Source organism: Tsukamurella sp. NPDC003166 (assembly GCF_040611135.1).
GTDB lineage: Bacteria > Actinomycetota > Actinomycetes > Mycobacteriales > Mycobacteriaceae > Tsukamurella.
In genome coordinates, this window is the sequence record NZ_JBEXNL010000023.1 from 1 (window position 1) to 26135 (window position 26135).

The 26135-nt window shown below is 70.6% G+C and carries 30 protein-coding genes; 15 read left to right on the forward strand and 15 right to left on the reverse strand.

The features are described 5' to 3' along the window. Window positions 1–827 (reverse strand): DUF222 domain-containing protein (locus ABZX10_RS20165; RefSeq protein WP_355544114.1); only part of this gene is annotated, 827 nt, incomplete at its 3' end. Window positions 828–1050: 223 nt separating this feature from the next. Between ABZX10_RS20165 and ABZX10_RS20170 the strand changes: the two genes are divergently transcribed. The 3 genes from ABZX10_RS20170 to ABZX10_RS20180 all read left to right on the forward strand — a co-directional run bounded on the left by ABZX10_RS20170 (window position 1051) and on the right by ABZX10_RS20180 (window position 3214). After that, window positions 1051–1635, forward strand: coding sequence for a DinB family protein (locus ABZX10_RS20170; protein ID WP_355544117.1), 585 nt, complete (start codon window positions 1051–1053; stop codon window positions 1633–1635). Window positions 1636–1710: 75 nt separating this feature from the next. Further along, the gene (locus ABZX10_RS20175) at window positions 1711–2214 is read left to right on the forward strand and encodes a MerR family transcriptional regulator (protein WP_355544120.1); all 504 of its coding nucleotides are present in this window, start codon (window positions 1711–1713) and stop codon (window positions 2212–2214) included. A gap of 1 nt (window position 2215) precedes the next feature. Continuing rightward, window positions 2216–3214 carry an aldo/keto reductase gene (locus ABZX10_RS20180; protein ID WP_355544123.1) on the forward strand — a complete coding sequence of 333 codons (999 nt, stop codon included), beginning with the start codon at window positions 2216–2218 and terminating at the stop codon, window positions 3212–3214. On the opposite strand, the gene ABZX10_RS20185 is transcribed toward ABZX10_RS20180, so the two are convergent. Both ABZX10_RS20185 and ABZX10_RS20190 read right to left on the reverse strand, forming a co-directional pair. Further along, on the reverse strand, window positions 3211–4344 hold the full coding sequence (locus ABZX10_RS20185) for a YbfB/YjiJ family MFS transporter (RefSeq protein WP_355544126.1): 1134 nt from the start codon (window positions 4342–4344) through the stop codon (window positions 3211–3213). The genes ABZX10_RS20180 and ABZX10_RS20185 overlap by 4 nt on opposite strands. A gap of 9 nt (window positions 4345–4353) precedes the next feature. Next, a complete protein-coding gene (locus ABZX10_RS20190; RefSeq protein WP_355544129.1) occupies window positions 4354–5736 on the reverse strand; it encodes an MFS transporter in 1383 nt (460 codons plus the stop codon). Between the two features lie 60 nt (window positions 5737–5796). Between ABZX10_RS20190 and ABZX10_RS20195 the strand changes: the two genes are divergently transcribed. Next, complete coding sequence (locus tag ABZX10_RS20195; RefSeq protein WP_355544132.1) at window positions 5797–6465, forward strand: TetR family transcriptional regulator; 669 nt, start codon at window positions 5797–5799, stop codon at window positions 6463–6465. Here the strand turns inward: ABZX10_RS20195 and nagB are convergent. Together nagB and ABZX10_RS20205 are read right to left on the reverse strand one after the other, a co-directional pair. After that, complete coding sequence (gene nagB, locus ABZX10_RS20200) at window positions 6462–7241, reverse strand: glucosamine-6-phosphate deaminase (RefSeq protein ID WP_355544135.1); 780 nt, start codon at window positions 7239–7241, stop codon at window positions 6462–6464. The genes ABZX10_RS20195 and nagB overlap by 4 nt on opposite strands. A gap of 53 nt (window positions 7242–7294) precedes the next feature. After that, window positions 7295–7828, reverse strand: a complete 534-nt coding sequence (locus ABZX10_RS20205) for a hypothetical protein (protein WP_355544138.1) — start codon at window positions 7826–7828, stop codon at window positions 7295–7297. A 146-nt stretch (window positions 7829–7974) separates the two neighbouring features. Here ABZX10_RS20205 and ABZX10_RS20210 point away from each other — a divergent pair, with 146 nt between their 5' ends. Beyond that, complete coding sequence (locus ABZX10_RS20210; RefSeq protein WP_355544141.1) at window positions 7975–9468, forward strand: MFS transporter; 1494 nt, start codon at window positions 7975–7977, stop codon at window positions 9466–9468. On the opposite strand, the gene ABZX10_RS20215 is transcribed toward ABZX10_RS20210, so the two are convergent. From ABZX10_RS20215 to ABZX10_RS20225, 3 genes are read right to left on the reverse strand one after another with little or no spacing between them, the layout of a single operon-like run. Further along, entirely contained in the window at window positions 9389–9928 is a 540-nt protein-coding gene (locus ABZX10_RS20215; protein WP_355544144.1) for a YbjN domain-containing protein, read from the reverse strand. The genes ABZX10_RS20210 and ABZX10_RS20215 overlap by 80 nt on opposite strands. Beyond that, the gene (gene mshA, locus ABZX10_RS20220; RefSeq protein ID WP_355544147.1) at window positions 9925–11241 is read right to left on the reverse strand and encodes a D-inositol-3-phosphate glycosyltransferase; all 1317 of its coding nucleotides are present in this window, start codon (window positions 11239–11241) and stop codon (window positions 9925–9927) included. Before mshA ends, ABZX10_RS20215 begins: the two co-directional genes overlap by 4 nt. Before the next feature lie 24 nt (window positions 11242–11265). Continuing rightward, window positions 11266–12120, reverse strand: a complete 855-nt coding sequence (locus tag ABZX10_RS20225) for an alpha/beta hydrolase (RefSeq protein WP_355544150.1) — start codon at window positions 12118–12120, stop codon at window positions 11266–11268. A 142-nt stretch (window positions 12121–12262) separates the two neighbouring features. Between ABZX10_RS20225 and ABZX10_RS20230 the strand changes: the two genes are divergently transcribed. The 4 genes from ABZX10_RS20230 (at window position 12263) to ABZX10_RS20245 (ending at window position 15248) form a co-directional block, all read left to right on the forward strand. Next, entirely contained in the window at window positions 12263–13051 is a 789-nt protein-coding gene (locus ABZX10_RS20230; protein WP_355544153.1) for an MspA family porin, read from the forward strand. An 83-nt stretch (window positions 13052–13134) separates the two neighbouring features. Continuing rightward, window positions 13135–13800 (forward strand): helix-turn-helix domain-containing protein, encoded by a 666-nt coding sequence (locus ABZX10_RS20235; RefSeq protein WP_355544156.1) that lies wholly within the window; start codon window positions 13135–13137, stop codon window positions 13798–13800. Between the two features lie 62 nt (window positions 13801–13862). Then, the gene (locus ABZX10_RS20240; RefSeq protein ID WP_355544159.1) at window positions 13863–14834 is read left to right on the forward strand and encodes a pirin family protein; all 972 of its coding nucleotides are present in this window, start codon (window positions 13863–13865) and stop codon (window positions 14832–14834) included. 12 nt (window positions 14835–14846) lie between these two features. Next, complete coding sequence (locus ABZX10_RS20245) at window positions 14847–15248, forward strand: nuclear transport factor 2 family protein (protein ID WP_355544162.1); 402 nt, start codon at window positions 14847–14849, stop codon at window positions 15246–15248. On the opposite strand, the gene ABZX10_RS20250 is transcribed toward ABZX10_RS20245, so the two are convergent. Then, on the reverse strand, window positions 15245–15808 hold the full coding sequence (locus tag ABZX10_RS20250) for a PadR family transcriptional regulator (RefSeq protein ID WP_355544348.1): 564 nt from the start codon (window positions 15806–15808) through the stop codon (window positions 15245–15247). The two genes, ABZX10_RS20245 and ABZX10_RS20250, sit on opposite strands and share 4 nt — an antisense overlap. A 61-nt stretch (window positions 15809–15869) precedes the next feature. Here ABZX10_RS20250 and ABZX10_RS20255 point away from each other — a divergent pair, with 61 nt between their 5' ends. The 5 genes from ABZX10_RS20255 (at window position 15870) to ABZX10_RS20275 (ending at window position 19716) form a co-directional block, all read left to right on the forward strand. Next, window positions 15870–16289, forward strand: a complete 420-nt coding sequence (locus ABZX10_RS20255; RefSeq protein WP_355544165.1) for a nuclear transport factor 2 family protein — start codon at window positions 15870–15872, stop codon at window positions 16287–16289. 87 nt (window positions 16290–16376) lie between these two features. Then, complete coding sequence (locus ABZX10_RS20260) at window positions 16377–17273, forward strand: zinc ABC transporter substrate-binding protein (protein ID WP_355544168.1); 897 nt, start codon at window positions 16377–16379, stop codon at window positions 17271–17273. After that, window positions 17270–18061 carry a metal ABC transporter ATP-binding protein gene (locus tag ABZX10_RS20265; protein ID WP_355544171.1) on the forward strand — a complete coding sequence of 264 codons (792 nt, stop codon included), beginning with the start codon at window positions 17270–17272 and terminating at the stop codon, window positions 18059–18061. The genes ABZX10_RS20260 and ABZX10_RS20265 overlap by 4 nt, the downstream gene beginning before the upstream one ends. Continuing rightward, complete coding sequence (locus tag ABZX10_RS20270; protein ID WP_355544174.1) at window positions 18062–18961, forward strand: metal ABC transporter permease; 900 nt, start codon at window positions 18062–18064, stop codon at window positions 18959–18961. Then, window positions 18958–19716 (forward strand): 5-oxoprolinase subunit PxpA, encoded by a 759-nt coding sequence (locus ABZX10_RS20275; protein WP_355544177.1) that lies wholly within the window; start codon window positions 18958–18960, stop codon window positions 19714–19716. Before ABZX10_RS20270 ends, ABZX10_RS20275 begins: the two co-directional genes overlap by 4 nt. A gap of 3 nt (window positions 19717–19719) precedes the next feature. On the opposite strand, the gene ABZX10_RS20280 is transcribed toward ABZX10_RS20275, so the two are convergent. The 3 genes from ABZX10_RS20280 to cysS all read right to left on the reverse strand — a co-directional run bounded on the left by ABZX10_RS20280 (window position 19720) and on the right by cysS (window position 22738). Beyond that, window positions 19720–20301 carry a TetR/AcrR family transcriptional regulator gene (locus ABZX10_RS20280; protein WP_355544180.1) on the reverse strand — a complete coding sequence of 194 codons (582 nt, stop codon included), beginning with the start codon at window positions 20299–20301 and terminating at the stop codon, window positions 19720–19722. Window positions 20302–20369: 68 nt separating this feature from the next. Beyond that, window positions 20370–21338, reverse strand: a complete 969-nt coding sequence (gene rlmB / locus ABZX10_RS20285) for a 23S rRNA (guanosine(2251)-2'-O)-methyltransferase RlmB (RefSeq protein WP_355544183.1) — start codon at window positions 21336–21338, stop codon at window positions 20370–20372. After that, window positions 21338–22738, reverse strand: coding sequence for a cysteine--tRNA ligase (cysS, locus tag ABZX10_RS20290; RefSeq protein ID WP_355544186.1), 1401 nt, complete (start codon window positions 22736–22738; stop codon window positions 21338–21340). The genes rlmB and cysS overlap by 1 nt, the downstream gene beginning before the upstream one ends. An 85-nt stretch (window positions 22739–22823) precedes the next feature. Here cysS and rarD point away from each other — a divergent pair, with 85 nt between their 5' ends. Continuing rightward, window positions 22824–23747, forward strand: coding sequence for an EamA family transporter RarD (gene rarD, locus ABZX10_RS20295; protein WP_355544189.1), 924 nt, complete (start codon window positions 22824–22826; stop codon window positions 23745–23747). A 671-nt stretch (window positions 23748–24418) separates the two neighbouring features. Here rarD and ispF read toward each other — a convergent pair. Genes ispF through ABZX10_RS20310 form a run of 3 tightly spaced genes read right to left on the reverse strand, consistent with a single transcriptional unit; the run spans window position 24419 to window position 26036 of the window. Next, window positions 24419–24892: a 2-C-methyl-D-erythritol 2,4-cyclodiphosphate synthase gene (gene ispF / locus ABZX10_RS20300; protein WP_355544192.1), complete on the reverse strand. Its 474-nt coding sequence runs from the start codon at window positions 24890–24892 to the stop codon at window positions 24419–24421. Then, the gene (ispD, locus tag ABZX10_RS20305) at window positions 24889–25551 is read right to left on the reverse strand and encodes a 2-C-methyl-D-erythritol 4-phosphate cytidylyltransferase (protein WP_355544351.1); all 663 of its coding nucleotides are present in this window, start codon (window positions 25549–25551) and stop codon (window positions 24889–24891) included. The genes ispF and ispD overlap by 4 nt, the downstream gene beginning before the upstream one ends. Further along, window positions 25548–26036, reverse strand: coding sequence for a CarD family transcriptional regulator (locus tag ABZX10_RS20310; RefSeq protein ID WP_068745528.1), 489 nt, complete (start codon window positions 26034–26036; stop codon window positions 25548–25550). Before ABZX10_RS20310 ends, ispD begins: the two co-directional genes overlap by 4 nt. Window positions 26037–26135: the final 99 nt, after the last annotated feature.

The following is a 26135-nucleotide window of genomic DNA, read 5'->3' on the forward strand; positions in this document are numbered from 1 at the left end:
ACGAACAGGCGTTTGACCCATGCCACACCGTTGGCGGTGGCCCTGCCGATGAGATTGCGGGCGATCTCCGCCGGCATGCTGCCGCCACCGTCGAGGTGCACGGTGCCGGGCCGGTCGCCGAGGAGTACCTCCGCGGAGACGGTGACGTTGACCGTGACCGGCTGCCCCTCCACAGCATCCCGGCCGGTCAACCGGGCGAAGGCGGTGTCGGCCATGAGCTGCGGCCGGGTCCGCAACTCGTGGTCGTGCCCGACGTGGGTGTCGGCGTGCTTGCGGAGCGCGGCGTACGCGCCGACGGCCTGGGCCATCGGCAACAGCAGCGACAACCGGGCCATCCCCTCCGGCAGGGGCCGCAGGGTGACGGTGCGGTCCTTCTCCGCCGCCGCGATCCGATCCACCGTGGCCTGTGCATCCAAGCGGTAGGCGACCTGCTGCACCTTCCCCGCGAGTTGCTTGAGCCCCAACCCCGCCAGGGTGGCGGGGTCGGCGCAGAGCTCCTCGTCGGCGCGTTGCCGGTCCGCGATGTCCACGTGACTCAGGCCCGCGAGCAGCGTCGGGATCGCCTCCGGGGACAGGTCACCGTCGTAGAGCCGGGCCCGGGTGTGCGGCATGCACCGCTCCAACTCCACCGCCCTGGCGACGAACCGCCCGGCGGTGTTCGGGGAGATGTGCAACGCCAACGCCACCTCGGCGGCGACGCCCTGCTGCCACCGATCCTGCGGCACCCCCGCCGCCACCCGCTCACACACCCGCTGCCGCAGCAGATCCGCCGCCAGCGCGTACTGCTCCACCGCCAACCGGCACCGCCGGACCTCACTCGAACGCAACCGATCCACCACATCCCCACCCGAAGCTGCATCAGGAGGCGGATCATCCTTTACTGCAATACTTTCGTCCATACCAGGACGCTACCCGGACCCACTGACAAGTTTTCGATCACACGAATCACATCGAAATATTTTGCTAGTCGCGCTACGGCGAGCGCCCACATGTCAGTGCGACGCGGTTCCATGGAGACCGCACATCGTCGATCACCCTTCAGGAGTCCGCATGCCCTTCTACGCACCACCGGCCGATTCCGAGCGTGCCGGGATCCGCGGCTTCCTCGCCCAACAGCTCGACGGCCTGCGGCACACCACGTTCGGCATGACGGAGGCGCAGATCCGCCTCTCCCCCGCCCGGAGCTCGCTCACCGTAGGCGGGCTGCTCAAACACGTCACGCTCACCGTCGACGCCTGGTCCGCGCGGGCCGAGGCCGCACCCGAGCTGTTCAGCGACCCGCGGCTCGACGCGATGGCCGAGGGGGAAGACTTCCGCGTCGGCGACGACGAGACTCTCGAAGACCTGCTCGCCCGCTACGACGCTGCGGCCGCGCGTATCCGCGCCGTCGCGGATCGGGCCGATCTCGACGCCGTCGCGCCCGTGCGCCCCGCCCCGTGGTTTCCGGACGGCTTCGAGGGGTGGACGGTGCGCTGGATCCTGCTCCACGTCATCGAGGAGGTGGCCCGCCACGCCGGCCACGCCGATATCCTCCGAGAGGAGATCGACGGCGCCACCGGATACCCGCTCATCGCCGCCGCCGAGGGCATGGGCGACCTGGGCTTTGTCCAGCCGTGGACGCCCGGGCGCGACTGACGCAGTGCCGACGGATCAGGGCACCTGCGAAACGGTGTTGACTTCGAGCGCACTCGAAGGCTTAGCGTTGCTCACGTGGTCGCACACACGGATGAACTCGCAGCCATCGTCGGTTCGCGCGGGCCGCTGCCCAACACCGCGGCGATCCTTGCCGGGCCGGCGCAGGAGGGGCCGCTCACCGTCGCCGAACTGGCGGAGCTGGTGGGCGTCTCGGCCCACACGCTCCGGTACTACGAACGGATCGGGCTGGTCACCGTCGACCGAGACGGCGCCGGGCACCGCCGGTACGGCCCCGAGGCGATCGCCCGGGTCATCTTCCTGACGCGACTGCGCCTGTCGGGCATGCCGATCGCCGACATCACGGAGTACGTGCATCTCGTCGACGGTGGCGACGCGACCGTACCCGCCCGCCTGGCCCTGCTCACGGCGCACCGCGCCCGCACCGTCGCGCAGATCGAGGAGCTGCAGTACTCGCTCGCGGTCATCGACTACAAGATCGCCACCTACGGCGGCGCCCTCGGGACATGTGTCGCCGAGGCTGCCGACGCCTTCGAACCCCAAGATTCCCAGGAGGATTGACATGCTCCCCACACACCCCCTCGGCACCCTGCAGGTCTCGGCGCTCGGCCTCGGCTGCATGGGCATGAGCCACGCCTACGGCTCGGCCGACCCCGTCGAGTCGCGTGCCACGCTCGAGGCGGCCCTGGCCGCGGGCGTGACCCTCTACGACACCGCCGACATGTACGGCAACGGCGCCAACGAGGAGTTCCTCGGGCCCTTCATCCAAGCGCATCGCGACGAGGTCGTGCTCGCCACGAAGTTCGGCTTCGTCAACGACGAGAACGCCAAGCCGATCGGCCTCGACGGCCGCCCCGAGCGCGTAGCCGGCTGCGTGGACGACTCCCTGCGCCGCCTCGGGATCGACGTGATCGACCTCTATTACCTGCACCGCGTCGACCCGCAGGTCCCGGTGGAGGAGACCGTGGGCGCGATGGCCGAGCAGGTCGCGGCCGGGAAGGTCCGCGCGCTGGGCCTGTCGGAGGCCTCCGCCGAGGACATCCGCAAGGCCGCCGCGGTGCACCCGATCGCCGCGCTCCAGTCCGAGTACTCGATCTTCACCCGGGATGTGGAGGACGGTCCGCTGCAGGCGGCCCGCGAGGTGGGCGCAGGCCTGGTGCCCTTCAGCCCGCTGGGCCGCGGCCTCCTCACCGCCGACCGCGCCGAGGTGGCGAAGGCACTGAGCGGGAGCGACTTCCGGCATTCCATTCCGCGCTGGCAGGGCGAGAACCTCGAGGCGAACCTGCGGCTCGTGGACCGGATCGACGCCATCGCCGCCGACCTCACCGCCTCCGGGGCCGGGGCCGACGGTGCGCCGGTGACCGCCGCGCAGGTCGCACTCGCCTGGGTGTTGGCGCAGGGCGACGACATCGTGCCGATCCCCGGCACGACCCGCCGTAAGCACCTCGGGGACAACCTCGGCGCCGCCGCGGTGACGCTGACCGACGGTCAAGTGGCGGAACTCACCGCTCTCTCCGCGGTGGGCGAGCGCTACCCGCAGCGCACGCTCTTCCAGCGCTAGGAACCCACCCGATCGACCCGCAGCCCCGACGGTGCCGCCCACCGCGCCACGCCGGCCAGCACGGCGGACGCGACCAATACCCCGCCGGCGGTGAGGAAGGCTGCGTCGTAGCCGTCGCCGAGCATCGGCGCCACCACCAGCGGCCCCACGATCTGGCCGATCCCGTACCCGGCGGTGAGGACGGCGGCGGAGCGTGGGATGCCGATCCGGGCTCCCGCCTCCATCGACAGCATCACGGCGCCGATGAACGTGCCGCCGAACAGCACCGCCGAGACCGCGGCCGCGGCGGGCCCGCGGACCAGGGCGGGTAGTACCGCGGAGACCACCTGCAGCAGGAGCGCGAGCACCAGCAGCGTCTCCGCCGAACGGTAGCGCCGTAGCCTCGCCCAGATCAGCGGCGACACCGCGGCCGCGAGGCCGACGATCACCCACGCCGCCGGGCCCTCCCACCGCTCCCCGCCGACCGCGACCGCGGCCACGAGGAAGGTGCCCAGCACGATGTACCCGAGGCCCTCGAGGAAGTAGCTGATCCCGAGCGCCCAGCCGGCGATGCCGGGCCGGGGCGGGGAGGCACCGTCGGGCCGCCCGACGGTGCCCCGCCCTCCCGGCGGAAGCCGCCACGCGAACAGCCCGAACAGGGTCGTGGCCACTGCGGACACCCACCACAGCGCGCGCCAGCCGACCACCTCGCCCAGCCCGACGACGAGCAGCCCGGATACCGCGATCCCCACCCCCACACCGCAGAACGCGACGCCTGCGGCGGCGGTCCCGGCGACCGCGCCGGCGCAGTAGACGAAGACGACGGCGCTGGCGAGGCCGGCGATCAGCCGCACGGCGGACCACAGTGGCACGTTCACGGCGAGCACCATCGCGACCTCGCTCGCGACGAGGGCGACCAACGAGGCGCGCAGCAGCATCCGACTCCGGGCCAGCCTCGGCCAGAGAGCCAGCGCCAGGGCCCCGAGGAAGTAACCGAGATAGTTGAACGTGGCGACCACCGCGGTGGATCCGGGCGACATGCCGGTCTGCTCCTGCATGAGCGGCAGGATCGGCGTGTAGACGAATCGCCCCAGCCCCATCGCCGCCGCGAGTCCGGCGAGTGCCCCGAAACCGAGTTGCCGCGCATTCACTACGCCATCCTAACGAGCGACCTTCTTCTGCTCGGCGGGGAGGAGCAGGGCGAGGACGAGGGCGATCGCGACGAGGCCGGCGCTGACGAGCAGGGCTCCGCGATACCCGGGGAGGACGGCGGCACCGTCGTTCAGCGCGGCCGCGACCGTCACGAGGATCGCGAGGCCGAGCGCCCCGCCCACCTGCCGGAAGGTGTTGAGCACTCCGGATACCATCCCCGCGGCCGACGGGGCGACCGCCGAGGTCGCGATGTTCGGCAGGGGCAGGAAGACCATGCCGATGCCCACCGAGGTCACCAGCGACGGGATGAGCACCGCGCGGACGAAACCGCCGTCGGCGGGGAGCGGCGCGAAGAGCAGGAAGCCGACCGTCGCGAGCGCCGTCCCGATCAGCACGACGCGACGGGCGCCGATCTTCGGCACGAGCCCGGTCGCGACCCGGACCGCGACCACGATGCCGAAACAGAAGGGCAGGAACATCAGTCCGGTCTTCGTCGCCGAATAGCCAAGGCCCATCTGGAGATACAGCGAGACGAAGTAGAAGGCACCGAACTGTCCGGCTACCACGACGGCGAGCACCAGGCACGGGACCAGGACCTCGCGTCGCCCGAGTAGCCGGAAGTCGACCAGCGGCACCGTCGTTCGGCGCTCGACCGCGACGAAGGCGCCGAGCAGGACCAGGGCGACGGCGAACCAGCCCACCGTGCGGACGCTGCCCCAGCCGTTGTCGGTGGCCGCGACGATCCCGTACGCCAGAACGGTCAGCCCCGCGGTCGCGAGCACCCCTCCGGCCCAGTCCGTCCGACGGTCGGCCCCCTCGACCGGCCCCGGCGCGGCGTAGGTGAACACGAGGCCGAGCACGGCGACCACCGCACCGCAGGCGATGACGGTAGGCCAGCCGAAGGCGTCGGTGAGCACGCCGGATAGGACCACACCGACCGCACCGCCGACGGCGGCACCGATAGCGATCGCGGCGAATCCCCTGGCTCGCTGCGCCGGTTCGCGGAAGGTCAGGGCCACCGAGGTGATCGCGGCCGGCGCGATCGCGGCGGCGCCGACGCCCTGGAGCACGCGCACGGCGATCACCTGCCACGGCTCGTGGCACAGATATGCGCACAGGGAGGCGACGCCGAACAGTGTGAAGCCGAAGCGGAGCAGAGCTCGCGGGCCGAACCTGTCGGACAGCCGCCCGGCGAGCAACAGGAGCCCGCCGAACACCACCGCGTACGCGTTGACCACCCACGACAGGCCCTGCGGTGAGAAGTCGACGTCGTCACGGATGGCCCGAAGCGCGACGTTGGTGACGGAGGCGTCGAGGGCGACGAGGAACTGGGAGAGCCCGGCCAACAGCAGTGCCGCGCGGATCGGAGGTTTTTGTGTATCTAGTAACATAATTATGTAGGGTAGCCTCACTCACGCACGGACACAAGACCGTTCCGCCACAATGAGGAGATGCGCCAGATCACGCCGCGCCGCGGCCGACCACCCAGCATCACCCGGGAACGGATCGTCGGCCGCGCGCTCGAGGTGCTCGACGAGCAGGGCACGGACGGCCTGACGATGAAGGCGCTCGCTGCGGATCTCGGAGTGACCACGATGGCGCTCTACCGACACGTGGACGACAGGGAGACGCTCCTCGCGCTCGCGCTCGACGCGATCGCGGAACCCTTCGCGGCGATCGACTTCCCCGACGAGCCACGAGCGTGCATCGATCTCGCGATGACCACGCTCTACGATTCGCTCACCGCGCACCCGTGGGTGCCCGAGGCACTCATCCGACCGCAACGGATCGGCCGCGGCGCACTGCTGCTCACCGACGCCGTGATGGGCGCGGCGTACCGACTCACCGGCGACCGGGGGACCGCGCTCGCCGCCTACCGCGCACTGTGGAGCCTCACGCTCGGAAGCGTCCTATCGCACCTGCGCCAGCGCGCGGAGGGGACGCCGCTCACCCACGAGCGCATGGACGAGATCGTCGGCACGATGCCGCCCGACGCGGTGCCGAACCTGCGCGCGAGCGCCGAACTGGACGCGGCGCCCGCCACCGCCGACGAGTTCGCCGCGAGCCTCGCGGCGCTGATGACGGGCCTCTTCGGCCCCGAGGGGCCCTGGAACTCCTAGAAGGGCTGATTCGCCGGCTTGTTGGCCAGCACGTGCACGTAGTAGTCCTTCAGCCGCAACTTCGACGCGGCGGCCTCGTCGATGACGACGGTGACGTGCGGGTGGAACTGGAGCACGGACGCGGGGTTGATCGCGGCGACGGGCCCCTCGACGGTGGCGGCGATCGCCTCGGCCTTGCCCTCGCCGGTGGCCAGCAGCAGCAGGTGCTCCGCCTCGGAGATGGTGCCGAGCCCCTGGGTCAGCACGTGGATGGGCACCTCGTCGATGGACGCGAAGAACCGCGCATTGTCCTCGCGGGTCTGCGTGGTCAGCGTCTTGATGCGGGTGCGCGAGGCGAGCGAGGAGACGGGCTCGTTGAAGCCGATGTGGCCGTCGGTGCCGATGCCCAGCAGCTGCACGTCGACGCCGCCGGCGGCCTTGATCGCGTCCTCGTAACGCTTCGCCTCGGCGGCGATGTCCGCCGCGGTGCCGTCCGGCCCCTCGACCTTGGCGTCCGGGATGTCGACGTGCGAGGTGAACTCCTTGCGGATCACCTCGCGGTAGCTCTCAGGATGCCCCTTCGGCAGCCCGACGTACTCGTCGAGATTGAAGGACACGCAGTCCTTGAAGCTCAGCCCGTCCTCGTTGTGGCGACGGATGAGCTCCTGATAGCTGGCGAGCGGCGTGGAACCGGTGGCCAGCCCGAGCACGGCCGGACCACGCTGCACGTGATCGGCCACGATGTCGGCGGCGGTGACGGCAACGTCGGCGGGGGTCGGGCGGATCACGATTTCCATGCGGCCATCCTAGAGCGCGCGGGCGCGGAGTACCCGCAGTTCAGCCAAACTGGTCATAACCAAATTCGCGGAGGGCGGCGACACCGCGCGAGGCCGGCGATGAGCAGCACCACAGCGGGCGCGCCGGCCAGCAGCGCGAAGCCGAAGGCGCCGAAGATCCCGCCGAGTAGGCGCGGCATGTCCGGCCGCTTGCCGAGCACGACCTCGGAGTAGCCGGGTGCGGGCGTACACGTCGCAGTGATCCGACCGCCGCCGGTGTCGAAGGTGCGCAGCACCATCCGGTTCTCGACGGTGACGGCGCCGGACACCTCGCGCAGCGGGACCGGGGCACCGTCGAGTCCGGTCAACAGGCACGACGGCGCGCCCTCCTTGACCCGCGTCGCGGCCAGGACCGCGTACTCGGTGCCGGACGGGAGCTCGACGGTGTGCGGCGCACCGTCGAGCGGGACGACGTGCGCGTCGAGGCGGAACTGCGGCAGGGTGAGCGTGAGAATCAGGACGATCGGGACCGCGATCACGGCGAGGAGCAGCCCCAGACCGAGCCGGATCCGCGCGGCCGGGCTCACCGGCGCGGACGCCTGCGACACGACATCGAGCTGTACTCCTGGGCGATCCGCCCGGATCCCGGATAGTTCACGATTCCACGTTAGTGCAGATCACACCCACCCGGGCCGACGTGACGCTCGCCGCAACCGGTTGCTTGAGTTGCATTATGCAACTAGCGTCGTGCGGCATGACAGACATGCTCCGCAGGACCCGCGCCGGGGCCCCGTCGGACGGCGTCCTCATCGCCGTCCTCTGCCTTGGCGGCCTCCTCGCCTCCCTCATGCAATCCCTGGTAGTGCCGCTCGTCGGCCGGCTGCCGCACCTGTTGAACACGACCTCCGACAACGCGTCGTGGGTCATCACGTCCACGCTGCTGGCCTCGTCGGTCGCGATGCCCATCGCCGGGCGCCTCGGCGACATGTACGGCAAGCGCCTGATCCTGCTCACCAGCCTGCTCAGCCTGATCGCGGGGTCGCTGATCTGCGCGCTCTCGCACGACCTGCTGCTCACCGTCGTCGGCCGCTCGTTCCAGGGCTTCGCCATGGGCCTGGTTCCCGTGGGCATCTCGCTGATGCGCGACGAGCTGCACGCCCGCAAGATCCCCGGCGCGGTCGCCCTCATGTCGGCGATGCTCGGCGTCGGCGGCGCCATCGGAATCCCGTTCGGCGCCTACATCTCCGAACACTTCGACTACCACACGCTGTTCTGGTTCTCGCTCGCACTCGGCGTGATCACCCTGGGCCTGGTGTACGTCGTGGTCCCGGAGTCGCCGAACCCGCAGCCCGGGAAGTTCGACGTGATCGGAACGCTGGGCCTCAGCGCCGGCCTGGTCTCCGTGCTGCTGTCGATCACCAAGGGGCAGAGCTGGGGCTGGACCTCGGCGGCGACGATCGGCTGCGCGGTCTTCGGCGTCGCGGTACTCGTCGCGTGGGGATGGTGGGAGCTGCGCACGCGCGAATCCCTGGTGGACCTGCGGATCTCGGCGCGACGTCCGATCCTGCTGACCAACCTCGCCTCGATCATGGTGGGCTTCGCGATGTTCTCGCTCATGCTCACCATGCCGCAGCTGCTCCAAATCCCCGGCGCCACGGGTTACGGGCTGGGACTGACGATGCTCAACGCGGGCCTGTGGATGGTGCCGGGCGGCCTGGTGATGATGGCGCTCTCCCCCGTATCCGCTCTGCTCACCCAGCGGATCGGGGCGCGGCGCACGCTCGCGATCGGCGCCGCGATGTCGGCCCTCGGCTACTTCGCGCTGCTCGGACTGACCGACGCGACGTGGAAGCTCTCACTCGGCTCGATGATCGTGTTCGGCGGTGTGGGCGTGGCCTATTCGGCGATGCCCGCACTGATCATGAACAACGTTCCGGAGACCGAATCGGCCGCCGCGAACGGCCTGAACTCGCTCATGCGCTCGATGGGCACGGCGGTCGCCTCCGCCGTGATGGCGACGGTGCTGACCCGCACCACCGTCACTCTGGGCGCGGGAACTCCGCACGCGGTGGAGCTGCCCGCCGAATCGGCGTTCACCAGCACGTTCGTCATCGCCGGGGCCGTTGCCGCCGTCGCGGCGGCGGTCGCGCTGGCGATCCCGCGGGCCGCTACGTCCGAGGCTTCCGCTCCGGCAACGGATTCGGCTCGAACTCCGGAAACCCTGGAAGCATGTGCTCGAAAGGCTTGAGATTCCACATCGGTTCGCCGCGGGAGCGTCGCCAGTCGAACTCGCGGCGGATCGCTGTGGAGAAGCCCAGCTCGAGCAGGGTGTTGAAGTCACCGTCGGCGGCCTCGAGGACCTGACCGAGGACACGGTCGAGCTCGTCCTCGGTGACCTCGGCGAACCGGCCGGTCAGGTAGATGTCGCCCGCGTTGTCCAGCGTGTAGGAGACCCCGTACAGACGCCTATTCCGTTGCAGCAGATAGCGGTACACGCCCTCGAAGTTCTCATCGACGTGCCGGCACACGAAGGCCTCCACCCGCGCGCCGTGCTTGCCCAGCGTGAGCAGCGTCGTGGTCTTGAGCTTCTTGATCCCGGGCAGCTCGATCACGAAGTGCGCCAGGTCGCTGCCGGACGCCTCGCGGCGGGCGAAGTCGAGCTCGCGTTCGTCGAGAGCCGCCTCGACCTGCTCCGGCGTCATCGTCATACCCGCACTCCTGCCCTGCGCCGCCTGCGGCGCACCGTCTGCGCCGCAGCGCGCCGCGCATCGATCGCCTTGCCGTAACTCTCCAGCAGCCCGTCGGCCGTGCGCGCCCAGGAGAACTGCCGGGCGTGGGCGGCGGCACCGTCGGAAAGCCTCTGCCGCAGTGCCGGATCCGCGGTGAGCTCGTCGAGCACGGCGGTCCAGACCTGCGGCTCGTGACCGTCCACGAGGCGACCCGAGACACCGTCGGCGACGGCGACCGGGAGCCCGCCCACCCGCGCGGCCACGACGGGCGTGCCGCACGCCTGCGCCTCGACGGCGACCAGCCCGAAGGACTCGGAGTAGCTGGGGACGACGACCACGTCGGATGCGCGGTAGACCTCGGCCAGCCCGGCGGGCGGGCGGGGCGGGCCGAAGGTCACGGCGTCCTCGATGCCCAGCTCGCGGGCCAGGGCGATCAGGGCGTCGGGCCGCTCCAGACCCGTGCCCGACGGTCCGCCCACCACCAGCACGCGGATCCGGCGCTCGGGGTGCGCGTGGATGAGCGGGGCGGCGGCGCGGAGCAGCAGGTCGGGGGCCTTGTGCGGCTGGATGCGGCCGACGAAGGCGAGCACGATCTCGTCGTCGGCGATGCCCAGCTCGCGGCGAGCAGCGGTGCCGTCGCCGGGCGTATAGGTGTTCAGGTCGGCGCCCGGGTAGACCACGTCGATGCGACTCTGCGGCACGTCGTGGATCACGGCGAGCTGGCCGGCCTCGACCTCGGTGTTGACGATCAACCGGTCCGCCTCGTCGGACACCTGCTGCTCGCCGATGATGCGGGCCTGCGGCTCCGCGGTGTCGCCGATCGCGAGGGCGTTGTTCTTCACCGCCGCCAGAGTGTGGGCGGTGTGTACCAGCGGCACGCCCCAGCGGTCGCGGGCCAACCAGCCCACCTGGCCGGAGAGCCAGTAGTGCGAGTGGATGAGGTCGAAGTAGCCGGGCTCCTCGCGGGCCTCGGCGCGCTGCACCCCCGCGGCGAAGGCGCACAGCTGCGCGGGCAGGTCCGTCTTCTCGAGGCCCTCGAAGGGCCCGGCGACGATGTTGCGCACCCGGATGCCCGGCGCCGCCTCGACGATCGGCTGGTCCGTCGACGCCGTGGCACGCGTGAAGATCTCCACCTCGATGCCGCGTTTCGCGAGCTCGAGGGAGGTCTGCCAGATGTAGACGTTCATCCCGCCGGCGTCGCCCGTGCCGGGCTGGGCCAGCGGTGACGTGTGCACCGACAGCACCGCGATCCGGCGCGGCGTGGCGGCTGCCGCGGACTTACCAGTAGGCACGCCGTCCAGCTTAACCCCGCCCGATCAACGCGCCAGTTCGAGGAGCTCGCGGGCACTGCGGGCCGGGTCCACCACGAACGGGGCGTGCCCGCCGCCGTCCCACCAGGACAGGGTCGCGTTCGGCAGGATCTTCGCGTGATGCTCCGCGGTCGACGGTGCCACCACCTCGTCGTCGCGGCCGTGCTGGATCAGGACGGGGAAGGTCCAGGACGCCAGGTCCGCATCGTGGTCGACGGTGCGCCGGAACAGCCCGCCGCGCACGGCCGGGGGTGTGGCGAGGGCGATGCCGAACTGCTGCTGGGCGACGGGGCCCAGTGCATCCTGGTCGAAGCCGTGCGGCAGCATCCGCAGCCTGCCCAGCGCGGTGATGGCCTTGCCCGCGTGCGCGGACAGGGCGGCCGGGAGTGCGGCGTTCATCGACGCGCCGGTGACGCCGCCCGGGAACGGCCCGGTCTCCGTCGAGCCGCCGATCGAGGTGATCGCGCCGACGAGGCCGACGGCGTCCACTCCGTCCGTGCCGTGGGTCGCGAGGTGGTCGGCGATGATCAGGCCGCCGTACGACCAACCGACGGGGATGATCGCGTCGAGACCGAGGTCGCGGCGGACCACGGCGAGATCGTCGGCGAAGCGCTCCGTGGAGTAGGGGTGCTCGGAGTCCGGGACCGAGCTGCGTCCGTGGCCGCGGTTGTCCACGGCGACCACGCGGTGCCCGGCAGCGGTCAGCGCGCCGATGAAGGCCGCGCCCCACGAGTCCGAGCTGGCCGACCAGCCGTGGATCAGCAGGAAGGTCGGCTTCGCCGGGTCCGCACCGTCCGCGTGATCGGCGTAGAAGATCTCCGTGCCGTCGGAGGAGACGGCCAAGCCCACTGATCGAGTCACGAAAGCGACACTACCGGGCTCCGATGACTCGTTTGACGCGCCGGAACCTGTGATTCAAATCAATAACTCTTGAATTACCTATGGCAATTCTCAGTGATATGGTCGTTAGGTATAGAAACTCTCAGGGAAGGCTGAAGATCAGGTGCGTACTCTCCGGGCACAACGGAATCGAATTCTCGGCGTAATCAGCGCATTCGCCGCCGTCGCCGCTATCTCCACTCCCATCGCCGGCGCTCAGGTCACGCCCCAAACCCCGTCGGGTACCGTGCGCGGCGGATTCCAGAACATCACCACCAAACAAGGCGCGAAGATCAAGCTTTCGCTGTACGGCCTGAATGCCCGGCTCATCCCGTCGCAGGCCGTCACGCCGCTCGCGACCCAGGCGGTCGTCGGCGGCGACGCCGAGTTCCACGTCGACAGCTTGGGATCCGCGAAGGAGATATCCGCGATCTCGGTCAAGACCGGCTACATGGTGGGCTGCCAGGTCCATTTCGACCAATTCTCGACGGCAATCGGAACCAATCAGAAGGGTTCGGTCCAGTTCCCGAACTACGTCGGCGCGGGCGCCGGCGCCGGAGTCGGCGGAGCGGGCGGGCTCGGCGGCCCGATTCCGGCGGGCGCCCTCGGCGCCGCCGGCGGTGTCGCCGGCGGCGGCGTGACCGGCATCATCCCGGGCGTCGAACTCGGTGCCAGTCAGGAGCAGACCTTCAAGCTCTCCCCCGGCACCGTCCAGGCCGCGATCATGGGCGAAAAGACCGTGCCGAACCCGAAAACCGGTAGCAGTGGCGGGATTCGGTACTCGAACATCAAGATCGGCGCCGAGAAGTGCGCGGGCGTCGTGGATGCGATCCCGTACGTGACCACTGTCATCTCGACCGCAACCTTCGACGAGATCACCACGACCTACGGGGAGATCGTCCGCCTCGCCTAGGACGTGCGGAGCGGCCTGCGGCAGAACCGTCTCGGTACCACCGCAGTCCGCATCGTCCGCACATCCCGAAGCCGAGGAGAGGTATGCGTCCCGAACGCTGCACACCGGACGACCACGACTGGTCCGTCCAGCGATTCCGGCCCGTCGAATCGACGCAACAAGCCCCCTGCCCGCCCCATCTCGCGCGACAAGCGGTCGATCTCCACCTCCTTCTCCAGGAGGCGTCACTGATCGCGGTGGATGCGATTCGGCTGTCTTTTCCCACTCTGGTAGTGCGCAACATCGACATCGAATCGACAGCCACCCGGCGGGTCGGTGGCACCGATCTCAAGGATAACGACATGGCATACCTCGCGGCACGCATCGTCGGATTCGAATACCACTCGAGCATTTCCTGGCGGGCCGCCGTCGAAATCGGCACGTACTGCGGTGCGGTCGTGACGCACATGACCGATCTCACGCTGAGGTCATCGGAGTTCTCCGCCCGCCTTCCGCCGGTCTTCGACGATCCGCCAATCCACATCAGGAAACCGACCCCACCCTCCACGTCAGCCGCCGAACCTCCGCCAGAACCGTCTGCGCGCGACGACTCCGACTGGATCAGCAGCACCGAAGTCGCCGAGATCTTCACGGTCAGCAGGAAGACCGTCAACCGGTGGGCCCGCGAAGGCCGCCTCCCCTCCCACGCGACGCCGAGCGGCCGCCGGAGGTTCCTCCGACAGGAAGTGTGCAGACACCTCGGGAAGTAATCGGACCTCAGTCCGGTTAATGGTAGTGTCAGCTTCACCAGCCACTCCCCGAGGAGGACGACATGCCCGCCGTCACCGCAGACACCCTGACCCTGCCGCGCATCGCCGCGGCGGCACCGTCGGAGACCGAACGACCCGTCCGGAAGATCACCACCGGCCCCCGCGGCCACGAGGGCGAGGGCTTCCCCGTCGTCCGCGCTTTCGCCGGCGTCCACCCGCGCGACCTGGACCCGTTCATCCACATGGACCAGATGGGCGAGGTCGAGTACGAGCCCGGCGAGCCCAAGGGCACCAACTGGCACCCGCACCGCGGCTTCGAGACCGTGACCTACATGATCGACGGCCTGTTCCAGCACCAGGACAGCCACGGCGGCGGCGGACTCATCCAGGACGGCGCCACGCAGTGGATGACCGCAGGATCCGGCATCCTGCACATCGAGACCCCGCCCGCGGAGCTCGTCGAGTCCGGCGGCACCTTCCACGGCATCCAGCTGTGGGTGAACCTGCCCGCGAGCGAGAAGTTCACGACGCCCGCCTACCAGAACCTCGAGGGCGGCCAGACCACCCTCGTGACCACCCCGGACGGCGGGGCGCTGATTCGCATCGTCGCGGGCGAGGTCGACGGGAACACCGGCCCCGGCTCCACCCGCACGCCGATCAACTTCGTGCACGCGACCGTCGCTCCCGGCGCCGAGGCCTCGCTGCCGTGGAACCGCGACTACAACGCGCTGGTCTACGTGCTGAGCGGGCGCGGCACCGTCGGCCCCGTGGGGCACCTGATCCACCAGGGCCAGCTGGCGCAGCTCGGCCCCGGCGACCGGATCACCGTCGCGGCGGACGAGTCGCAGGACTCGAACCGCCCGGCGATGGAGGTCCTGATCCTCGGCGGTCGGCCGATCCGGGAACCCGTCGCGCAGTACGGCCCGTTCGTGATGAACACCAAGGCCGAGCTGATGCAGGCGCTCGAGGACTACAACGCCGGGAAGTTCGGCGTGATCCCGCCCGACGCACTGATGCCGCACGTCGTGCGGTAGTAGCCTCGCGCCATGCAGGAGTTCCGCGACGCGGTCGAGGCCAAGGACGACGAGGCGGTCGAGCGCCTGCTCGCCGATGGCGTGGTCTTCCACAGCCCCGTCGCGATCACCCCGTACGAGGGCAAGCCGATCGTGGCCGCGATCCTGCGCGCCGCACGCCGGGTGATGGGTCCCGACTTCCGCTACGAGCGCGTCATCAGCAGCGCGGACGGACGGGACCACACCCTCGTCTTCACGACCACGATGAAGGGGAGAGCGGTGCACGGCTGCGACATCCTGCACCTCGACGACGACGGCCGGATCGACGACTTCACGGTCATGGTCCGGCCGCTGTCCGGCGTACAGGCGCTCAATGAGGCGATGGGCGCGCAGTTCGGGCGGATCGTCAAGGAGGCCGAAGAAGCAGGCCGCTAGCCTCGCGCCTCGAGCACCGGCAGTGCCAGCTCCGCCCAGTCGATGTTCTCCCGCTCGAACCGCAGCCCCCGCAGCAGCGTGAGGTACGGCCCGCCGAGATGCCGCTCGGCGAGCAGCTCCTCCCGACTGCGGTCGCCCAGCCAGGTGCGCTCGAGCCGCTCGTAGTACGCGAGCTTCGCGGACGCGGCGTCGCGGAAGGCGCGCACGGCATCGCACACCGCGGCCGGATCCCCGACCTCGACCGCCTGCACCATGACCATCAGCTCGTCCCGGATCGCGACCGCACGCGGCGCGGTCCGCGTGAACGCAGACAGCTCCGCGCAGCCGGCGTCGGTGAGCCGGAAGACCCGCTTGTTCGGCCGTTTCGCCTGCTCGACGGTCCGCGCGAGGATCACCCCGTCGGCCTCCATCCGGTCGAGCTCGCGGTAGAGCTGCTGCGGCGTGGCCACCCAGAAGGTGGCGCGGGCACCGTCGAACTCCTTGGACAGGTCGTACCCCGAGGCCTCGCCCATCACGAGGAGAGTGGATTCGATCGCGTGCCGCAGCGCCATGCCTTCCATATTAGTCAACTAGTTGAGTATGCTGGCGACACCTACTCAACTAGTTCACTAAGGAGTCAGCATGCGTGAGTTCCGTGCCGCCGTCGAGGCTCGTGACGGCGAGGCCTTCGACGGCCTGCTCGCCGACGACGTGACCTTCACCAGCCCCGTCGCCTTCAAGCCCTATCAGGGCCGCCACATCACGGCGGCCATTCTGCGCGGCGTGCTGCGCGTCTTCGAGGACTTCCACTACCTGCGCGAGATCAACGACGGCGACGATCACGCCCTGATCTTCGAGGCGCTCGTGGACGGCAAGAAGGTGACGGGCTGCGACTTCATCCACGTCGACGCCGACGGCAAGATCGACGACTTCATGGTGATGGTCCGGCCGCTGTCCGCCGCGCAGGCGCTCTCCGCCGCGATGGGCGCGCAGTTCGGCGCCATCTCCGAGGAGGCCGTCGCCGCCGCCCAGGCCGAGGCGGAGGCCGCCGCAGCGCGCTGATACATGCGGTTCCGGCTATTCGACACCGCAACGGGAGCGCCGCTAATCTAACGACAACGATTCCCATTGTTGTCGTCAGGAGTTCCCGTGCGCATCCGCCATCGTCTCACCCAGGCCGTCGGCGCCACCGCCGTCGCCGTGCTGGCGCTCACCGCGTGCGGTACCGCATCGTCGGACTCGGGAGACGGCAAGCCCTCGATCGTCGCGTCCACCGACGTCTACGGCGCCATCGCCACGGCCGTCGCGGGCGAGGACGCCACGGTCACCTCGCTGTTCACCAACCCCACGGGTGACCCGCACGAGTTCGAGCCCTCCGCGCAGGACACGCTGACAGTGAAGAAGGCCTCCGTGCTCGTCTACAACGGCGGCCACTACGACGCGTACATGGAGAAGGCCGCCGAGGGCGCGTCCGCGGCGAAGGTCGACGCCACCTCGATCCAATCGCCCAAGGGCGAGAACGAGCACGTCTTCTACGACCTGCCCACCATGCAGAAGGTCGCCGACGCCGTCGCGAAGGCGCTGGCCGAGAAGGACGCCGCGCACCGCGAGGGCTACGTCGGCCGCGCCAAGGCCTTCTCGACCAAGCTGGACGCCGTGATCGCGCAGGCCCGCGCGATCGGTCAAGCCAACCCCGGCGCCAAGGTGGCCGCCACCGAGCCCGTCGCCGGCTACCTGCTGACCCTCGCGGGCCTCACCGACGTGGCCCCCGCCCGCTACACCGCCGCCATCGAATCCGGCACCGACCCCGCGCCCGCCGACATCGCCGCCGCGAACGCGCTGGTCAGCGGCAAGCAGGTACGCGCCGTCGTGCTCAACTCGCAGACCGAGAACCCCGTCACCAACGCCCTGGCGAAGACCGCCGAGACCGCGGGCGTGCCCGTCGTGAAGGTCACCGAATCGCTGCCCGCGGGCGTCGACGACTACGTCACGTGGCAGGCGGGCAACGTCAAGAGCCTGTCCGACGCACTCGCGCCGCGCCCGTGAGCGCACCGTCGGTCCCCCGGACCGGGGGCGGCGCACCGTCGGGCCCGCGGCCGGTCATCAGCCTGCGCGGCGCGGCCCTGCGTTACCCGGACCGCGTCCTGTGGGACGGGCTGGACCTCGACATCGAGCCCGGCGAATTCATCGCCGTACTCGGCCCGAACGGCGCCGGCAAGACCTCTCTGCTGCGCATCCTCCTCGGGCAGACCCAGCTGTCATCCGGAACCGTGCAGGTCAACGGGCGGATCGGGTACATCCCGCAGCAGCGCGCGCTCGACGCGTCCGTGCCCCTGCGCGGGCGCGACCTCGTGGGTCTGGGCTTCGACGGGGCCGCGTGGGGCATCGGCCTGCGGAACCGTAGGGCCCGACGGTCCGCCGTCGACACCGCCCTCGCGCAGGTCGACGCTGCGGCCTTCGCCGACGCCCCGCTGGGCTCGCTGTCCGGCGGCGAGCAGCAGCGGCTGCGGGTCGCGCAGGCCCTGGCCTCGGACCCGACGATCCTGCTCTGCGACGAGCCGCTGCTCTCGCTGGACCCGGGCAACCAGCAGCTCGCCGTCTCGCTCATCGAGCGGCGCCGCCGCGAGCACCACACCGCGGTGCTGTTCGTGACCCACGAGATCAACCCCGTGCTCCCCTACTGCGACCGCGTGCTCTACCTGGTGGACGGACGGTTCGAGGTGGGGCCCACGAACGACGTGATGACCTCCGAGCGGCTCTCGCGGCTCTACCGGACGCCCGTCGACGTGCTGCACGTGCGCGACCGGCTGGTCGTGGTGGGGGGCGACGAGTAGATGGACCACCTCAAGGAGTTCGGCAACCTGTCGCTGACCTGGGAGCTGCTGCAGCAGCCCTTCGTGCAGTGGGCGCTGCTCGCCGCGGCGCTGCTGGGCGTGCTCGCGGGCGTGCTCGGCCCGCTCATCGTGTCCCGGCAGATGGCCTTCAGCGTGCACGGCACGTCCGAGCTGTCGCTGACCGGCGCCGCATTCGCCCTGCTCATGGGCTGGAGCGTGGGCGCCGGCGCCCTGCTCGGCTCGCTGGTGGCGGGGCTGCTGTTCGGTCTGCTCGGGGTGTACGCCCGCGAGCGCGATTCGGTGATCGGCGTGATCATGGCCTTCGGGCTGGGCCTGTCCGTGTTGTTCCTCGCGCTGCACGACGGTCGGCAGGGCACGGCGTTCGCGCTGCTGACGGGCCAGGTCGTGGCGGTCGGGCTCTCCGGGGTCACGCTGATGGCGATCACCACCGTGGTGGTGCTGGCGATCCTCGCGGTGATCTACCGGCCGCTGCTGTTCCTGTCGACCGACCCCGATGTGGCCGCCGCGCACGGCGTCCCGGTCAAGACGCTGTCGGTGGTGTTCGCGATGCTCGTGGGCGCCGCGGCCGCGCAGGGCGTGCAGATCGTCGGGGCGCTACTGGTGATGAGCCTGCTCATCACGCCCGCCGCGGCCGCCGCGCGGGTCACCAGCTCGCCCGGCACGGCGACGGTGCTCTCGCTGGTCTTCGCACTGGTGTCGGCCGTGGGCGGCATCGTCCTCTCGCTCGCCCCCGCGCTGCCGGTGTCGGTGTTCGTCACCACGATCTCGTTCGTCATCTACATGATCTGCCGGCTGGTCGGGCAGCGCGGGCGGCGGGGCACCGTCGCGCCGGTCGAGGAGTCGCACGACTGCCGGCACGCGCTACCGTCGAAGGCGTGAAGGTCGATCTCAACGCCGACTGCGGCGAGTCCTACGGCGCGTGGACGCTCGGCGACGATGCCGCCCTGCTGGAGGTCGTGACCTCCGCGAACGTCGCCTGCGGGTTCCACGCCGGCGACCCGACGATCCTCCGCGGGACCTGCTCCCTCGCCACCCGCCGCGGCGTCGCGATCGGCGCGCAGGTCGGATACGCCGACCTGCGCGGCTTCGGCCGCCGGGCGATGGACGTCCCCGCCGCTGACCTGACCGCCGACGTGATCTACCAGATCGGCGCCCTGCAGGCGATCGCCCGGAGCGTGGGCGGCACCGTCGGATACGTGAAACCGCACGGCGCGCTGTACAACCGGATCGTGGCCGATTCCGGGCAGGCGGAGGCCGTCGTGGCGGGCGTGCTCGCCGCCGCCCCCGGCCTTCCGGTGCTCGGCCTCCCCGGCTCGGCGTTCCTCCGCAGCGCGGAGGCAGCCGGGCTGCGCACGGTGCGCGAGGCGTTCGCCGACCGCGCCTACCTGCCCGACGGTGCGCTCGTCCCCCGCTCCCACGAGGGCTCCGTCCTGCACGACCCCGACGAGATCGCCGCGCGCGTGCTGCGGATGGTCGCCGACGGCACCGTCGAATCGATCGACGGCACCGAGGTCGAGGTCGCGCCGGACTCCGTGTGTGTACACGGCGACAATCCGTCCGCCGTCGCCGTCGCGCGGCGCCTGCGGACCGTGCTCGACGGTGCCGGGGTGGCGCTCGCGCCGTTCACGCGCTGACGGTCAGCCGATGAACCGGGCGGGCGCGGTGGCGACGAGGCGGACGCAGTGCGCGACCAGCTGTTCGCGGGTGACGTCGAGCCGACCGGACAGATACTCGGTGAACAGTGAGGTCAGCGCGCCGACGAGGCCGATCGACACGAGCCGTCGGGTGGTCTCGTCGACCTGGCTCGGCATGGCGCCGGCCACCACGGCGAAGAAGTCGGGCATGCGACCGAGACCGCGCTCGGACAGTGCGGCCTCGCGATAGGGCGCGAGCAGGAGCACCCGTCCCGCGTCGGGGTTGTCGATGACCAGCTCGACGAATGCGGCCACGGCCGCCGTCGAGACCTCCGCGGGGTTCGCCGCGCCGCGCACCGCGCCGACCAGCGCCTCCTGCGCGCGGTCACTGACATCGTCGAACACCGCCTGCGCGAAACCGTCCCGGGTGCCGAAGGCCTCGTAGAAGTAGCGCTCCGTGATGCCCGTCGCCCGGCACACGGCGCGCACCCCCAGAGCGCCCGCCTCCGCGCCGCCCAACAGAGTGATGCCCTCGTCCAGCATCGCCCGGCGGCGGTTCTGCTGCCGTTCCTCCAGCGATACCATCCGTGCAGACTAGCGCAGAATCACGTGCGCCATAGCAAAACTATCAGGTCAAGACAGCGAACAACGGATCACTGATTGCGGCGCTGCCGCGCGAACTCCGCCAGCACCACACCGGCGGCGACGGACGCGTTCAGCGACTCCACCGACGACGCGATGGGGATCGACAGGATCGAGTCGCAGTTCTCGCGCACCAATCGCGACAGGCCCTTGCCCTCGGATCCGACCACGACGACCACGCCGGTGTCGGCCCGGTAGTCGTCGAGGTCCACGTCGCCGCCCGCGTCCAGGCCGACGACCTGCAGGCCGGCCGCCGCGTAATCCGCCAGCGTGCGGTTGAGGTTCGGCGCCTGCGCCACCGGCAGCCGCGCCGCGGCACCCGCGGACGTGCGCCAGGTGACGGCGGTGACCGCGGCGGACCGTCGACCCGGGATGACCACGCCGTGCCCGCCGAACGCGGCCGTGGACCGGATCACGGCGCCCAGGTTGCGGGGGTCGGTGATGTTGTCCAGGGCCACGATGAGCGGCGCCTCGCCGAGGTCCTGTGCCCGGGCGACGAGATCATCCGGATGGGCGTAGGTGTACGGCGGGACCTGCAGGGCGATGCCCTGGTGCAGGCCGTTCTCGCTCATCCGGTCCAGCTCGCCGCGCTGCACCTCGAGGATCGCGATGCCCTTGTCGGCCGCGATCTGCACCGACTCGGTGAGCCGCTCGTCGTTCTGCGCACCGATCGCCACGTACAGCGCCGTCGCCGGGACGCCCGCGCGGAGGCACTCGACGACGGGGTTACGGCCGAGAACGTACTCGGGCCCGTCGTCGGCGGCGCGGCCGGCGACCTTCGGACGGCGCTGCGGCGTGGTGGCCGCCTTCGCCGCGGCCCGCGCCTTCTTGTGCGCGGGGTGGTACGGGCGGTCCTTCGCGGCCGGCGTCGCGCCGCGCCCCTCGAGCCCGCGTCGCCGGACGCCGCCGGACCCCTGGACCTGTCCCTTCTTGGTGCCCGCCTTGCGGACCGCGCCACGGCGCTGCGAGTTGCCTGCCATCAGTTGCCCGCCTTCTTCGTCAGTGTCCATGCCGAGCCGTCGGCACCGTCGGTGACCTCGATACCCGCGGCGTGCAGCCGATCGCGCGACGCGTCCGCCTCCGCCCAGTTCTTCTCCGCCCGGGCGGTCGCGCGACGCTCGAGCTCGGCCTGCACGAGCACCCCGAGCGCGTCCATCGCCTGGCCGTCGCCCGCGTTCTCGGTCACCCAGTGCGGGTCCAGCGGGTCGACGCCGAGGATCGAGGTCATCGCCCGCACCGAACCGGCGATCCGCCGCGCCTGAACGAGATCCCCCGACTCGAGCGCCGCGTTCCCGGCGCGCACGGCACCGTGCACCTCCGCCAGCGCCGACGGTACGCCGAGGTCGTCGTCCAGCGCGGCCGCGAAGCCCTCGGTCCACTCCCCGAGCTCGACCTCCCCCGCCCGCTCGACGGTGCGCCGCACGAACGACTCGATCCGCCCGTACGCCGTGACCGCCTCCTGCAGCGCGCCGGCGGAGTACTCCTGCATCGAGCGGTAGTGCGCCTGGCCGAGGTAGTACCGCAGCTCGACCGCGCGGACCTGCGTGAGCAGGTTCGGGATGGAGACCACGTTGCCGAGGCTCTTGCTCATCTTCTCGCCGGACATGGTGACCCAGCCGTTGTGCAGCCAGTAGTTCGCGAACGGATCCCCGGCGCCGTGCGCCTGCGCGATCTCGTTCTCGTGGTGCGGGAAGATCAGGTCGATGCCGCCGCAGTGGATGTCGAACTGCGCGCCGAGGTAGCTCGTGGCCATCGCCGAGCACTCCAGGTGCCAGCCCGGGCGGCCGTCCCCCCACGGGGACGGCCAGCTCGGCTCGCCCGGCTTCGCGGCCTTCCACAGGGTGAAGTCCAAGGGGTCGCGTTTGCCGGTGGCCGCGGACTCGCCCTGGTGCACGTCGTCGACCTTCTGCCGGCTGAGCTCGCCGTAGGTCGTCAGGCTCCGGACGCTGAAGTACACGTCGCCATCGGAGGCGTAGGCGTGGCCGCGCTCGATCATCCGCTCCATGTAGGTGACCATCTGGGTGATGAAGCCCGTCGCTCGCGGCTCCGCGGACGGGGGCAGCACGCCCAGCGCGTCGTAGGCGTTCGTGAACTCGCGCTCGTGCGTCGCGGCCCACTCCCACCAGGGGCGCCCCGCCTCGGCGGCCTTGCGCAGGATCTTGTCGTCGATATCGGTCACGTTGCGCACGAAGGCCACGTCGAGGCCCTTCGCGAGCAGCCAGCGCCGCAGCACGTCGAAGGCCACACCGCTGCGGATGTGTCCGATGTGGGGAACGCCCTGGACCGTCGCGCCGCAGAGGTAGATGCCCGCCCTGCCGTCCACGAGGGGCACGAAGTCGCGGACCTCGCGGGTCAGGGAGTCGTAAAGGCGCAGCGTCACGTGGACTGATTCTACGGGTCGGGGCCCGCGCGCCTCGCAGGTCAGGGGCTTCGACGGTGCGCGCCCGAAAAGGTAGGATCATTCGGTGGCCGATCGCGACGTCTCCGAGGTGACCCGCGGCACCGCCATGGGCATCGCCGCCTACCTGCTCTGGGGCCTGTTCCCCCTGTACTTCGACGCCCTCAAGCCCACCGGACCGTGGGAGATCCTGGCCCACCGCATCCTGTGGACGCTGGTGCTGTGCGGCGCAGCGCTACTGATCCTGCGCGACCTCGGCTGGATCCGGCCGGTGCTGCGCCAGCCGCGGCTGCTGGCCGGGGTGACGATCGCCGCGCTGCTCATCTCCGCCAACTGGATCGTCTACATCGTGGCGGTCACGTCGGGCCACACGTCGGACGCGGCGCTCGGCTACTTCCTGAACCCGCTGGTCACGGTCGCACTGGGCGTCATCGTGCTGCGCGAGCGGCTGCGGCCGCTGCAGTGGGTGGCGGTCGGCATCGGCGTGCTGGCGTTCGTCTACCTGGCGGTGGTGGCGGGGACCTTCCCCGTGACGGCCCTGGCGCTGGCGTTCTCGTTCGGCCTGTACGGGCTCGTGAAGAACAAGGTCGGCGCGCACCTGAACGCGCTGCAGGGGTTGACGCTGGAGACCGCGATCCTCGCGCCGATCGCCGCGATAGTCCTGGTGGTCATCGCGGTGTGGGGCAGCGGGTTGGACTTCGCCCGCCACGGCGCCGGCCACGCCGCGCTGCTCGCCTTCGCCGGCGTCGCGACCGCGGTGCCGCTGCTGCTCTTCGCCGCGGCCGCCCGCCGGATCCCACTGGTGACCGTGGGGCTGATCCAGTTCGCAACGCCGATCATGCAGCTCCTGTGCGCGGTGCTCTTCCTCGGCGAGCACGTCTCGACCGCGCGGTGGATCGGCTTCGGCATCGTCTGGGTCGCACTGGTCCTGCTGACGATCGACAGCGTGCTGACGCTGCGTCGGGCCCGGCCCAACCGGCAGCCGGAGTAGCTTCGCGGCTGCACTCCTGTCGGTCCGTGTGTCGCTGCGCGAAGGCCATGCGCGCGACGCATAGCCCACAAATGCGCTGTTCAGAGGCACTTTTCGGGATCGACCCCATGCGTCGAACACATACCCCGGCACCACGATCAGATCGACGCCCGGCGAACGCTCGTGGCTTCCAGCGGGGGACCGAACGCCGCGCGGGGGTCAGCCGGTCCCCCACGAAACACACCCGGCTTCCAACAGGGGACCGAACGCCGCGCAGGGGTCAGCCGGTCCCCGACCGCACGTAACGGCTTTCGGTGGGGGACCGAACGCCGCGCAGGGGTCAACCTGTCCCCCACCGCACGTACGGCTTCCGGTAGGGGTTCGAACGTGCGGCGGGCGGATCGGCGTCGCGCGGGGGACGACACTCCGCCGCGCCAACCCTCAGCGGACCGACGCACCGGGACCCCACTCAGCCGAGTGATCCCAGCGCGAGTGATATGCAGCGACGGCGGCCCGGTGTTGCCGCCCGCACTGGGCGAAGGGGCATGCGCGGCACGCATCGCAGACCGCAACAAAACAACGCTGACCTGCAGGTATTCAGCTATGCGCGCGACGCATGACTTCGTGGATCGACACACACCCCGCGGGCCGACAACGGCACCCGGCCCGGCAACCACGCCACGGGGCGGGGCTCAGCCCGCCGGATAGACCAGGGCCGTCGCCATCGCGGCGACCCCCTCACCGCGGCCGGTGAGCCCCAGGCCGTCGGTCGTGGTGGCGGACACGGAGACCGGCGCACCGAGCAACTCACTCAGCACTGCGACCGCCTCGGCACGCCGCGGCCCGACCTTGGGCCGGTTCCCGATCAGCTGCACGGCGGCGTTCCCGACCGCGAAACCGGCGGACTCAAGCAGCGCACGCACGTGCGCGAGCATCGACGCACCCGTGATCCCGACGTTGTCCGACCGCCCCACCCCGAACACGGTCCCCAGGTCACCGAGGCCGCCGGCCGAGAGCAGCGCATCGCACAGCGCATGCACCGCGACGTCGCCGTCGGAGTGGCCCGAGCAACCGTCACCGTCGAACTGGAGCCCCAGCATCCAGCACGGACGACCCGCCTCGAACGGATGGACATCGGTCCCGATCCCGACCCGCGGCACGATCATGTGAACTCCTCGGCGAGCGCCAGCGCGACCCGCAGGTCGAAGGCGGTGGTGATCTTCATCGCCAGGGGATCCCCGGCGACGGTGACGACGCTGCCACCGGCCCGCTCGACGAGGCCCGCGTCGTCGGTGGCCAGCGCACCGGGCGCGGCGGCGTAGGCCGCGAGCAGCGCGGCGGCGGCGAAACCCTGGGGCGTCTGGACTGCGCGCAGGTCCGCCCGGTCGACGGTGCCGAGCACGACCCCGTCGGCATCGACCCGCTTGACGGTGTCCACGACCGGCAGCACGGGGATGACGGCGGAGGCGCCGGCACGCACCGCGTCGACCACCCGCTCGATCATCGCGGGCGGGGTCAACGGCCGGGCCGCGTCGTGCACCAGGACCGTCACCGCCGAGCCCGCCACGGCCAGACCGGCCCGCACCGAGTCGGTGCGCTCGGCGCCGCCGACGACGACCCGCGCCCGCGGGACGAGGGGCCGCGCACCGTCGACCATGTCCTGCGGGACCATGACGACGACCTCGTCGACCACGCCGGACGCGAAAAGGCCGTCCACTGCCCAGGTGAGCAGTGGACGGCCGTGAAGCTCCACGAACGCCTTGGGGATGCTGCGACCCAGGCGCGTCCCCTGCCCGGCGGCGGGGACCAGCGCGACGACGGTCAGGACGCGGCCGCCAGCACCTCGTCCAGCAGCAGGGCCGCCTTCTCGTCGTTGGTGGACTCCGCGAGCGCGAGCTCGCCCACCAGGATCTGGCGGGCCTTGGTCAGCATGCGCTTCTCGCCGGCCGACAGCCCGCGGTCCTGCTCACGACGCCACAGGTCGCGCACGACCTCGGCCACCTTGTTCACATCGCCCGATGCCAGCTTCTCGAGGTTCGCCTTGTACCGGCGCGACCAGTTCGTGGGCTCCTCGGTGTGGGGCGCGCGCAGGACCTGGAACACCTTGTCCAGCCCCTCCTGGCCGACCACGTCACGAACGCCGACGACCTCGGCGTTCTCCGCGGGAACCTTGACCGTCAGATCACCCTGTGCGACCTTGAGCACGAGGTACTCGCGCTCACGTCCACCGATGGTCTTGATCTCGATAGCTTCGATCAGTGCGGCACCGTGATGGGGGTAGACAACGGTGTCTCCGACCTTGAAAATCATCTGATCCTTGCCCCTTTCGATATGACCAGGATAACACGGGGGCGAATGGAGCTGCTCGGCAACGTCGCAGGTCAGGACTCATACCGGGCTTGACAAGGG